The sequence below is a fragment of the Streptomyces laculatispora genome (genome assembly GCF_017353455.1).
Classification (GTDB): Bacteria; Actinomycetota; Actinomycetes; order Streptomycetales; family Streptomycetaceae; genus Streptomyces; species Streptomyces laculatispora.
In genome coordinates, this window is record NZ_JAFMPZ010000564.1 from 1 (window position 1) to 11,826 (window position 11,826).

8 protein-coding genes and 1 tRNA gene are annotated in these 11,826 nt (G+C 69.1%); 5 read left to right on the forward strand and 4 right to left on the reverse strand.

The features are described 5' to 3' along the window. The first annotated feature begins 264 nt into the window (after positions 1-264). From hrpA to J1C73_RS35570, 3 genes are all read left to right on the forward strand, one after another. Positions 265-4,221: an ATP-dependent RNA helicase HrpA gene (gene hrpA / locus J1C73_RS30020; RefSeq protein ID WP_207319139.1), complete on the forward strand. Its 3,957-nt coding sequence runs from the start codon at positions 265-267 to the stop codon at positions 4,219-4,221. Between the two features lie 114 nt (positions 4,222-4,335). Further along, positions 4,336-4,410 (forward strand) — tRNA-Asp (locus tag J1C73_RS30025). 140 nt (positions 4,411-4,550) lie between these two features. Beyond that, positions 4,551-5,009 carry a DUF6274 family protein gene (locus tag J1C73_RS35570; RefSeq protein ID WP_207319144.1) on the forward strand — a complete coding sequence of 153 codons (459 nt, stop codon included), beginning with the start codon at positions 4,551-4,553 and terminating at the stop codon, positions 5,007-5,009. A 514-nt stretch (positions 5,010-5,523) separates the two neighbouring features. On the opposite strand, the gene bldC is transcribed toward J1C73_RS35570, so the two are convergent. After that, a complete protein-coding gene (gene bldC, locus J1C73_RS30035; protein ID WP_003949541.1) occupies positions 5,524-5,730 on the reverse strand; it encodes a developmental transcriptional regulator BldC in 207 nt (68 codons plus the stop codon). 512 nt (positions 5,731-6,242) lie between these two features. After that, on the reverse strand, positions 6,243-7,088 hold the full coding sequence (locus J1C73_RS30040; RefSeq protein ID WP_207319140.1) for a DUF8083 family protein: 846 nt from the start codon (positions 7,086-7,088) through the stop codon (positions 6,243-6,245). 182 nt (positions 7,089-7,270) lie between these two features. Between J1C73_RS30040 and J1C73_RS30045 the strand changes: the two genes are divergently transcribed. Together J1C73_RS30045 and J1C73_RS30050 are read left to right on the forward strand one after the other, a co-directional pair. Continuing rightward, positions 7,271-8,362 carry a Leu/Phe/Val dehydrogenase gene (locus J1C73_RS30045; protein WP_207319141.1) on the forward strand — a complete coding sequence of 364 codons (1,092 nt, stop codon included), beginning with the start codon at positions 7,271-7,273 and terminating at the stop codon, positions 8,360-8,362. Positions 8,363-8,676: 314 nt separating this feature from the next. Beyond that, complete coding sequence (locus J1C73_RS30050; protein ID WP_123460581.1) at positions 8,677-8,934, forward strand: DUF3073 domain-containing protein; 258 nt, start codon at positions 8,677-8,679, stop codon at positions 8,932-8,934. Between the two features lie 143 nt (positions 8,935-9,077). Here the strand turns inward: J1C73_RS30050 and purM are convergent, their stop codons facing one another. Beyond that, the gene (gene purM / locus J1C73_RS30055) at positions 9,078-10,151 is read right to left on the reverse strand and encodes a phosphoribosylformylglycinamidine cyclo-ligase (protein ID WP_207319142.1); all 1,074 of its coding nucleotides are present in this window, start codon (positions 10,149-10,151) and stop codon (positions 9,078-9,080) included. A gap of 60 nt (positions 10,152-10,211) precedes the next feature. Further along, entirely contained in the window at positions 10,212-11,738 is a 1,527-nt protein-coding gene (purF, locus tag J1C73_RS30060; protein ID WP_207319143.1) for an amidophosphoribosyltransferase, read from the reverse strand. Between the last annotated feature and the right edge of the window lie 88 nt (positions 11,739-11,826).

Genomic DNA, 11,826 nt, shown 5'->3' on the forward strand with positions numbered 1-11,826 from the left:
GTCCGGGCCGCCGTCGACTGTCCGCAGAACAGCCCCAGGACGACCGCGAGCGCCGCCACCAGGCAGCACCACTGCGAACGGGGCACGGCGACCGGCCTTCCTGGGGCTGTTCCGCGGACGGAGTTCATGGGGTTCACGGGAGTCCAACTGTCCGGAATGGTACGTGCTGTGATCGCGCCCACCCCCACCCTGCCGACTCCGTGACCGAGCCCGCGCGAAATAGGTTCGCCGTTCCTCGGGCCCGGGTGAGATCCTGGAACCCGTATGTCTACTTCCTTCGCCGATCTCCAGTCCCAGCTCGGGCAGCTCTCGCTGCGCGACGCCCACCGGCTCGGCCGCCGCCTCGAAGGGGCGCGTCGCATCCGTCAGCCCGAGGCCCAGCAAGGCGTGCTGGACGAGATCGCCGCCCAGGCCACGAAGGCAGCCGGGCGGCTCGCCCTGCGGGCCGGGCGGCTGCCTGCCCTCTCGTACCCGGAACAGCTTCCGGTCAGCCAGAAGAAGGACGAGATCCTGGAGGCGATACGCGAGCACCAGGTCGTGATCGTCGCCGGTGAGACCGGCTCCGGCAAGACCACCCAGATCCCCAAGATCTGCATGGAGCTGGGGCGTGGCGTCCGCGGCATGATCGGGCACACCCAGCCGCGCCGGATCGCGGCCCGCACGGTGGCCGAGCGGATCGCCGAGGAGCTGAAGACGCCGCTGGGCGAGGCGGTGGGCTGGAAGGTCCGCTTCACCGACCAGGTGAATCAGGACGCGACCTTCGTCAAGCTCATGACGGACGGCATCCTGCTCGCCGAGATCCAGACGGACCGCGAGCTGCTCGCGTACGACACGATCATCATCGACGAGGCCCACGAGCGGTCGCTGAACATCGACTTCCTGCTCGGCTATCTGGCCCGGCTGCTGCCCAAGCGCCCGGATCTGAAGGTCGTCATCACCTCGGCGACGATCGACCCGCAGCGTTTCGCACGCCACTTCGGCGAGGCCCCGGTCGTCGAGGTCAGCGGCCGTACGTACCCGGTGGAGGTGCGGTACCGCCCCCTGACGGAGGGGGCCGCCGAAGACACGGACGACTCCGACCGCGACCAGATCACCGCGATCTGCGACGCCGTCGACGAGCTCCAGTCGGAGGGCCCCGGTGACGTCCTGGTCTTCCTCTCCGGGGAGCGGGAGATCCGCGACACCGCGGACGCGCTGGGCAAACGCAACCTCAGACATACCGAGGTGCTCCCCCTCTACGCGCGCCTGTCGCACGCCGAACAGCACCGGGTGTTCCAGCGCCACACGGGACGCAGGATCGTGCTGGCGACCAATGTCGCCGAGACCTCGCTGACCGTCCCCGGCATCAAGTACGTGATCGACCCGGGCAACGCCCGTATCTCCCGCTACAGCCACCGCACCAAGGTCCAGCGGCTGCCCATCGAGCGGATCTCGCAGGCCAGCGCCAACCAGCGCAAGGGCCGCTGCGGCCGTACGTCGGACGGCATCTGCATCCGGCTGTACTCCGAGGACGACTTCCTGACCCGTCCGGAGTTCACGGACCCGGAGATCCTGCGGACGAACCTGGCCTCCGTCATCCTCCAGATGACCGCGGCCGGCCTCGGCGACATCGAGAAGTTCCCCTTCATCGATCCGCCGGACCACCGCAACATCCGCGACGGTGTGCAGCTCCTCCAGGAGCTGGGCGCGCTGGAGCAGGAGGAGAAGTCCCCCCAGGAGGGAAAGAGGGGTCAGCGCCTCACTTCGCTCGGCCGCCAGCTCTCCCAGCTGCCGGTGGACCCGCGGCTGGCCCGGATGGTCATCGAGGCCGACCGCAACGGCTGTGTCCGCGAGGTCATGGTCATCGCCGCCGCGCTCTCCATCCAGGACCCGCGCGAGCGGCCGTCCGAGAAGCAGACGCAGGCCGATCAGCAGCACGCCCGGTTCAAGGACGAGACGTCCGACTTCATGGCGTTCCTCAATCTGTGGCGCTACATCCGCGAGCAGCAGAAGGAGCGCGGCTCCTCCAGCTTCCGCCGGATGTGCAAGCAGGAGTACCTGAACTTCCTGCGCATCCGCGAATGGCAGGACATCTACGCGCAGCTGCGCACGGTGGCCAAGCAGATGGGACTCGAGCTGGAGGAGTCCTCGACGGGTACGGACGCCCCCGAGCAGTCGGTGCACACCTCTCTGCTGGCCGGTCTGCTGTCGCACATCGGGCTGAAGGACACCGAGAAGAACGAGTACGTCGGTGCCCGCAACGCCAAGTTCGCGATCTTCCCCGGATCGGCCCTCTTCAAGAAGCAGCCGCGGTTCGTGATGTCGGCCGAGCTGGTGGAGACGTCCCGGCTGTGGGCGCGGGTCAACGCCCGGGTCGAGCCGGAGTGGATCGAGCCGCTGGCCCAGCACCTGCTGAAGCGCACGTACAGCGAGCCGCACTGGGAGAAGGACCAGGCGGCGGTGATGGCGTTCGAGCGGGTCACGCTGTACGGCGTACCGATCGTCGCCCAGCGCAAGATCAATTTCGGCCGTATCGACCAGGAGACCTCGCGGGACCTCTTCATCCGCAACGCCCTGGTCGAGGGCGACTGGCGCACGCACCACCAGTTCTTCCACGACAACCGCAAGCTCCTGGGCGAGGTCGAGGAGCTGGAGCACCGTGCCCGGCGCCGCGACATCCTCGTGGACGACGAGACGCTCTTCGACTTCTACGACCAGCGGATCCCGGAGCACGTCGTCTCGGGTGCGCACTTCGACTCCTGGTGGAAGCACAAGCGCCGCGACGAGCCGGACGCGCTGGACTTCGAGCGCTCGATGCTCATCAACGAGAAGGCCGGGAGCGTCACCAAGGACGACTACCCGGACTCCTGGCGGCAGGGGAAGCTCAAGTTCCGGGTGACGTACCAGTTCGAGCCCGGCGCGGACGCCGACGGTGTGACCGTCCACATCCCGCTCCAGGTGCTCAACCAGGTCACCTCGGAGGGCTTCGACTGGCAGATCCCGGGCCTGCGCGAGGAAGTGGTCACCGAGCTGATCCGCTCCCTGCCCAAGCCGATCCGCCGGCACTACGTGCCCGCCCCGGACTACGCGGACAAGTTCCTGGACCGGGCCGTCCCCCTCCAGGAGCCGCTGCCGGTCACCCTCGCCCGCGAGCTCCAGCGGATGGTGGGCGTCCCGGTCACCGCGGACGACTTCGACCTGAGCCGCGTCCCGGACCACCTGAAGATCACCTTCCGGATCGTCGACGAGCGGCGCCGCAAGGTCGCCGAGGACAAGGACCTGGAGGCGCTGAAGATCCAGCTGCGCCCCAAGGCCCGGCAGGCCCTCTCCAAGGCCGCCGCGGCGACCGCGGGCCCCACGGGCGAGTCCATCGAGCGTTCGGGCCTCACGGACTGGACGATCGGCGCCCTGGACCGGATCTTCGAGACCCGGAGGGCCGGCCAGCCGGTGAAGGCGTATCCGGCCCTGGTCGACCAGGGCGAGACGGTCGCCGTACGGCTCTTCGACACCGAGGCCGAGCAGCAGCAGGCGATGTGGCGCGGCACCCGGAAGCTGATCCTGCTGAACATCCCGGTGAACCCGGCGAAGTTCGCCTCGGACAAGCTGACGAACCAGCAGAAGCTGGCCCTGTCCCGCAACCCGCACGGCTCCATCCAGGCGCTGTTCGACGACTGCGCGACCGCCGCCGCCGACCGGCTGATCGCCGCGCACGGCGGCCCCGCCTGGGACGAGGCGTCGCTCCGCAAGCTGTACGACAAGGTGCGCGCCGATCTGGTGGACCTCACCGTCCGCACGGTCGGCCAGGTGCAGCAGATCCTGGCGGCCTGGCAGGCGTGCGAGCGCCGGCTGAAGGCCACCAACAGCCTGGTCCTGATCAACAACGTCACCGATGTACGGGAGCACCTCGCCCGTCTCGTCCCGCCCGGGTTCGTCACCGCGACCGGGCTGCGCAGGCTGCCCGACCTGATGCGCTACCTGGTGGCGGAGGACCGCCGGCTCCAGCAGATGCCGACCAACGTCCAGCGCGACACCTCGCGCATGGAGAAGGTCCACGAGATGCAGGACGAGTACGCCTGGCTGCTCGAACAGCTGCCGCAGGGCAGGCCCGTTCCGCAGGAGGTCCTGGACATCCGCTGGATGATCGAGGAGCTGCGCGTCAGCTATTTCGCGCACGCGCTGGGCACCGCGTTCCCCGTCTCCGACAAGCGGATCGTGAAGGCGATCGACGCCGCCGCCCCGTAACCGTCCGCCGGTGGCCGGGTAATCGCCCCGCCACCGGACGTGAGGTCGACCGCACCCTCTGACCTCCTGTACAGTCTGTCTTCGCAGCCAGCCGCAAGGCAGCCGCGAAAACCTGGTCCTGTGGAGCAGTTTGGAGTGCTCGCCACCCTGTCAAGGTGGAGGCCGCGGGTTCAAATCCCGTCAGGACCGCAGTAACGAAAGCCCGGATCCACTGGATCCGGGCTTTCGCGCGTATTGACTCCGGTGTCCGGCGACGAGTACTCAGAAAACAGGGGCTGTCCCTGTTTTCACGGCGCGGGGCAGCGCGCATCCACCGGGAGGTGGCGGGGATGACGGCATCCACGGACGAGGGGTTCCGGGCGGACGAGGATTTGCGCACGGCCGAGGGACTCCGGACGGACGGGGGGCTTCGGACGGACGGTGGCGGCGCCCGCGAACCGGCCCCGCCCCGGCCCCCGGCCCGGCCGAGGACTCCCCGGCACGAGATCCGCGCCCTGCTGCGCGCCCATCTGGCGGCCGCCACCGGCTACCGCCACCTCACCCGGCACTGCGCGGTCTGCGCCCGGCTGCTGCGGCTCGCCATGGAGCCCGTGACGGCCTCTCCGGCAACGGGACCAGCCGAGGAGCCAGCCGGCCCGCCCCGGCCGCCCACAGGGCCCTGGAAGGCCGCCGCGCGGGCCACCGGGGCGTCGCGCGGCGATGCACCGTCACCGGGAGGCTCCGGACCGGCCCGTGACGGCCGGTCCGCCACCCGGCGGACGGAGGACGAAAGTCCTCCCGCCACGTGACCAATGGCGCGCTGTCGCACCCCTATGCAGGGGCAGGCTCGTACTTGGCAAGAGTCCTGCCGTGTGACGGGAGTCACCAAATCAGTTTTGAGAAGGGGTGACTTTACTCCCTTCCTACAACTGGCGAATTTAATATGTGCAATTGCACCACTCGGACGGGACCCGCCCAGGAGGCCCCGAACCGTCCCGGCCCGGCCTTCCCGGGACGAGGGCACACAGTCCCGCACAGACCCGAGCAAGCCCGCACGAGACCCATCGGGAGCCAACCGGGCGTCCGGTTTCCAGTGGCCCGATCAGGCGGGGAGCCGCGGGCCGGGTGCGGGTGCCGGCAAGCCGTGTGCGCACAAAAAAAGATCGCGCTGGACCCGGCGGAGTCCAGCGCGATCTGACGACGTGACCTGCACGACACAGGTATGGCGCCCGTTGGGGCGGGCGCCCGTCATATGGAGCTATGGGTGGGCTGTGCGGGTTGGGGGACCCAAAAGCCCAGTTGTGCTGCGGCGACAGGGGTCTGTCAGGCCTCGCTGCGCTGCTGCGGAATACCCGCAAGCAGTGCGCGGACCTCTGCCTCGCGGTACCGGCGATGTCCACCGAGCGTGCGGATGGACGTGAGCTTGCCTGCCTTGGCCCAACGGGTAACCGTCTTCGGGTCCACGCGGAACATCGTGGCAACCTCAGCCGGGGTCAGCAGCGGCTCGGCATCAGGGGTGCGAGCGGTCATGAGCGGCCTCCTCGGGAGAACCGAACCATCTCGGTTCTTTCCTCTAAATTCTGCACCTTGACCCGCGTTGCCCGAAATGGCGGACGCGGGCCGAGTCGGTTATAGGACGAACGGCTTGTCCTCGGCACTACAACTACACCATCCGTCCAGCCACGTCGGCCAAACCGATGGAATTGCCCTCCCAGGTGTTCATCAGCGACGGAAGCCGATGGACCATGCCATAGCGGACAGTCACACCACTGTGACGATCAGTCACAGAGCGATCAGGAGCCATCAGACCCCCCATAGAACGCAATGCAGAGCACTCCGCCCATAATTGGACGAATAGAGCCCTCCCCGGACTCCTTGTCCTATTTTGGCACGAGGAGTAGGTAAGGGCGCAAGGGCCCCGTAAGTGCTATCCATCACGCTTGAGGCAAAGGCCCGGTTCGGGACGTAGGTCCTGAGACATCAGGCGTACGCTTCCGCCTCTTCACACTCACGTGTCACACGGGACGCAGGTTCATCGATTGTCAGTTCGCGAACTGGCGATCCCTTACGGACCTCCAGCGCTCCGAAAGGCGTGCGTACGCCTCGCCCGCCGCCTCGGTGTCACCAGCACGCAGCGCCGAGATGCCCTCGGCCACATCGGCGGCGCTCCGGTCCTCGGCGAGGTGCCGGGCCGGGAGGGCGTGCACCAGCCCGCCGTAGTCCAGCTCGACCAGGGCGCGCGGATGGAACTCCTCCAGCCAGCGGCCGACATCCACCAGGCCGCCGGTGAGCGGCCCCTCGTCCACCGTCTCGCGCAGCGTCTTCAGCGCCCGCGCCAGCCGGCGGCGCGCCTGGACCATCGGCGTCCGGTACCGCAGCACGGCCGGCTCGCCGTCCTCACCCGCCGCCCGGTGCTCGCGCTCCTCGTCCGAGACGAGGACGAACCAGCGCACCGGGACCTGCCACACCGCCGTCCTGATCCAGGGCCGGGCGTCCGGATTGCGCTCCGACCACCGCTCGTGGTCGGCGAGGGCCTGCCCGCGCACCACCGGCGGCAGCACGGCGTCGAGCACCGGCCCGGGGAACATGTCCGCGAGACCGTCCAGCGCCAGCCAGCCGCGCAGCCGGGTCCGCCACGGGCAGACGCACACCACACCGTCCACCTCGGCGACGAACGCGTCAGCGCTCTCGTGCGCCGGGACGCCGACCGGCGGGGTCGCCGCCAGGTCGGCCAGCGAGCGACGCAGTTCGTCCTGCGCCGTGGGGATCCGGGCCCGGCCCGCATAGCGCGCCCAGTGCGCGCGTTCGGCCTCCGGGAAGGCCGCCAGTGGCTCGTAGACCCTGAGGTAGGACGCGTATGGGACGGGCACCGAAGACACCACCGACATGCAGCGATCGTGTCACGCCCGTACTCCGGTCGTGGGTGATCCGCCCCGCCGGATCAGATCTCCGTCCGTGCGGGACGGACGGCCTTAAGCTCATGCCCACGGACCGTCCGTGCCGGTCGGTCCGGGGCCCTCCCCACCTTCAGGAGGGTCTTCCCGCCGCTTCGTAATTGGGAGTCACCACAGTGACCGATGTGACCGACGGCGTCCTGCACACCCTGTTCCACTCGGATCAGGGGGGCCACGAACAAGTCGTGCTCTGTCAGGACCGTGCCAGCGGCCTCAAGGCCGTCATCGCCATCCACTCCACCGCCCTGGGCCCGGCCCTGGGCGGCACCCGTTTCTATCCGTACGCCTCCGAGGAGGCCGCCGTCGCGGACGCGCTGAACCTCGCGCGCGGCATGTCGTACAAGAACGCCCTGGCCGGGCTCGACCACGGTGGCGGCAAGGCCGTCATCATCGGTGACCCGGAGGCCTTCGAGGACACCCGGAGGACCGAACTGCTCCTGGCCTACGGCCGGTCCGTGGCCTCGCTCGGTGGCCGCTACGTGACGGCCTGCGATGTCGGCACGTACGTCGCCGACATGGACGTCGTGGCCCGCGAGTGCCGCTGGACCACCGGCCGCTCCCCCGAGAACGGCGGCGCCGGCGACTCGTCGGTGCTCACCGCGTTCGGCGTCTTCCAGGGCATGCGGGCCTCGGCCCAGCACCTCTGGGGGGACCCGACGCTGCGTGGCCGAAAAGTGGGGGTCGCCGGAGTCGGCAAGGTCGGCCACCACCTGGTCGAGCACCTGCTGGCGGACGGAGCCCTGGTCACGATCACCGATGTACGGGACGAGTCCGTGCGCCGGGTCACCGAGAAGCACCCCGAAGTCGCCGTGGCGGCGGACACCGGGGCGCTGATCCGTACCGAGGGTCTGGACATCTACGCCCCGTGCGCGCTCGGCGGCGCGCTGAACGACGACACCGTTGCGGTGCTCACCGCCTCGGTGGTGTGCGGCGCGGCCAACAACCAGCTCGCACACCCGGGCGTCGAGAAGGATCTGGCGGACCGCTCGATCCTCTACGCCCCCGACTACGTGGTGAACGCCGGCGGCGTCATCCAGGTCGCCGACGAGCTGCACGGCTTCGACTTCGACCGGTGCCGGGCCAAGGCGGCAAAGATCTTCGACACGACGCTGGCCATATTCGCACGTGCGAAGAGTGATGGAATTCCGCCGGCTGCCGCAGCCGACCGGATCGCCGAGCAGCGGATGGCCGACGCCGTCCGTCGCTGACCGCGCCCGGGGCCCTACGGAGCGTCATTCCCTGCGCACGGCCTGCTGTACCCGCCGGTCGGGGAGACATGCCTCACCCCGGTCGGCGGGTCGCATGCCCAGAAGAGGTTAAAATCGCAGTTGACCAGCGAGGACGGAGCTCCTCGCGGGTCTTCTTCCGGGGCGTGTGATGCGGGCGGCGTACCGTATGGCCGCGGAAGCAGGTACCGTTAAAGCTCTACAGGCACGGTCTCTCTACCGAGAGTCCGTCCTGAAACATGAACGCGTGTCAAGACTCTGGGGCCGTCGAGCCCCGTCACCGAGGGGGTCGAGCCATGGGGCGCGGCCGGGCAAAGGCCAAGCAGACCAAGGTCGCCCGTCAGCTGAAGTACAGCAGCGGCGGGACTGACCTGTCGCGTCTGGCCAATGAGCTGGGCGCATCACCTTCGAGTCAACCACCGAACGCCGAGCCGTTCGAGGACGACGACGAGGAAGATGACCCGTACGCACAGTACGCGGATCAGTACAACGACGACGATGACGAGGACGAGGACGACCAGTCCGGTCCGTCGTCACAGCGCCGCGGCGCTTGACCTCGCGCTGACACATCAACCCGGTCCGGGCCTGCTCCGGACCGGGTTCTGTGCTGTCCCGATCCGGAGGGCGTGCCGTCCCCGTCCGCCGGGCGAATCATGTCGACCCGCCCGGCGTCCGGTGCCGTCTTCCGTGCCCGCACTCAGCGCGCGTACCCGCCCACGAGCTCCGCACCCGTCGGGTGCGCGCCGCGGTCCGTGATCTCGCCGGCGATCCAGGAGTCGACGCCGCGGTCGGCCAGTGTCGTCAGGGCCGCGTCGGCCGACTCCGCCGGGACGATCGCGATCATGCCGACGCCCATGTTGAGCGTCTTCTCCAGCTCCAGCTGCTCGACCTGACCGGCCTTGCCCACCAGGTCGAAGACCGCGCCGGGCGTCCAGGTGGAGCGGTCCACCGTCGCGTGCAGTCCGTCCGGGACGACCCGGGCCAGGTTGTTGGCCAGGCCGCCGCCGGTGACGTGGCTGAAGCCGTGCACCTCGGTCGTACGGGTCAGCGCCAGGCAGTCCAGCGAGTAGATCCTGGTGGGCTCCAGGAGCTCCTCGCCGAGCGTCCGGCCGAACTCCTCGACCTCGCGGTCCAGCGTCCAGCCGGCCCGGTCGAAGACGACGTGCCGGACGAGCGAGTACCCGTTGGAGTGAAGCCCGGACGACGCCATCGCGATGACCGCGTCACCCTTGCGGATGCGGTCGGGGCCCAGCAGCCGGTCGGCCTCCACCACGCCCGTACCGGCACCGGCGACATCGAAGTCGTCCGGTCCGAGCAGGCCGGGGTGTTCGGCGGTCTCGCCTCCGACCAGGGCGCAGCCCGCCAGCACACAGCCTTCGGCGATGCCCTTCACGATGGCCGCGACACGCTCGGGGTGCACCTTGCCGACACAGATGTAGTCGGTCATGAACAGCGGTTCGGCGCCACAGACGACCAGGTCGTCCACGACCATGCCGACGAGGTCGTGGCCGATCGTGTCGTACACGCCCATCTGGCGGGCGAGGTCGACCTTGGTGCCGACGCCGTCGGTGGCGGAGGCGAGCAGCGGACGCTCGTAACGCTTGAGGGCCGAAGCGTCGAAGAGTCCGGCGAAGCCGCCGAGGCCGCCGAGGCCCGCGACCTCGGGGCGCTGGGTCTTCTTCACCCACTCCTTCATCAGCTCGACGGCACGGTCGCCGGCCTCGATGTCGACGCCCGCTGCCGCGTAGGAAGCACCTGTTGTCTCAGACATTGCCTGGGATCTTTCGTGTGGAGATACGGGGCTGGTGGAAAGGCTGCCGGACGGTCCGGGTCACGGACGGCGCAGCGCGTCGGCCGCAGCGGTCGCCGCAGGGCCTGCCGCCAGCTCGGTCTCCAGCAGCTGCTTGCCGAGCAGCTCCGGGTCCGGAAGCTCCATCGGGTACTCGCCGTCGAAGCAGGCGCGGCAGAGATTCGGCTTGTCGATCGTCGTCGCCTCGATCATCGCGTCGAGCGAGATGTACGAGAGCGAGTCGGCCCCCATCGACGTGGCGATCTCGTCGACGGACATGCCGTTGGCGATCAGCTCGGCGCGGGTCGCGAAGTCGATGCCGAAGAAGCAGGGCCACTTCACCGGCGGGGACGAGATCCGGATGTGGATCTCGGCGGCGCCCGCCTCGCGGAGCATCCGGACCAGCGCGCGCTGGGTGTTGCCGCGGACGATCGAGTCGTCGACGACCACCAGGCGCTTGCCCTTGATGACTTCCTTGAGCGGGTTCAGCTTGAGCCGGATACCCAGCTGCCGGATGGTCTGGGACGGCTGGATGAAGGTCCGGCCGACGTAGGCGTTCTTGACCAGTCCGGCGCCGAACGGGATTCCGCTGGCCTCCGCGTAACCGATGGCGGCGGGGGTGCCGGACTCCGGCGTCGCTATGACCAGATCGGCCTCGACCGGGGCCTCGGCGGCCAGCTTGCGGCCCATCTCCACGCGGGAGAGGTAGACGTTCCGCCCGGCGATATCGGTGTCGGGGCGGGCCAGGTACACGTACTCGAAGACACAGCCCTTGGGCTTAGCTTCCGCGAACCGGGAGGTGCGCAGGCCGTTCTCGTCGATGGCGATCAGCTCGCCGGGCTCGATCTCGCGGACGAAACTGGCGCCGCAGATGTCGAGGGCGGCGGACTCGGAGGCCACCACCCAGCCGCGCTCCAGCCGGCCGAGCACCAGCGGGCGGATGCCCTGCGGGTCGCGGGCGGCGTAGAGGGTGTGCTCATCCATGAAGACGAGGGAGAAGGCGCCCTTCGTCTCGGGGAGCACCTTGGTGGCGGCTTCCTCGATGGTGAGCGGCTTGCCCTCGTCATCGGTCTGGCCGGCGAGCAGCGCGGTCAGCAGATCGGTGTCGTTGGTCGCGGCGACCTGGGTGGCGCGACCGTCCTTGCGCGGGAGGTCGGCGACCATCTCGGCGAGCTGGGCCGTATTGACCAGGTTGCCGTTGTGACCCAGGGCGATCGAGCCGTGCGCGGTCGCACGGAACGTCGGCTGCGCGTTCTCCCACACCGAGGCACCGGTGGTGGAGTAGCGGGCATGGCCGACCGCGATATGGCCCTGGAGCGATCCCAGAGAAGTTTCGTCGAAGACCTGCGAGACCAGTCCCATGTCCTTGAAGACCAGGATCTGGGACCCGTTGCTCACTGCGATGCCCGCGGACTCCTGTCCACGGTGCTGCAGGGCATACAGTCCGAAATAGGTGAGCTTGGCGACCTCTTCGCCCGGAGCCCAGACACCGAAGACGCCGCAAGCGTCCTGGGGGCCTTTCTCTCCGGGGAGCAGGTCGTGGTTGAGTCGTCCATCACCACGAGGCACACCACCGAGTGTAGGCGAGATCGACCACTGGTCCGAATGGGGACACCCGGCCGGAGCACGGGGCGAGCGCCCCGTGCTCCGGCCGGGT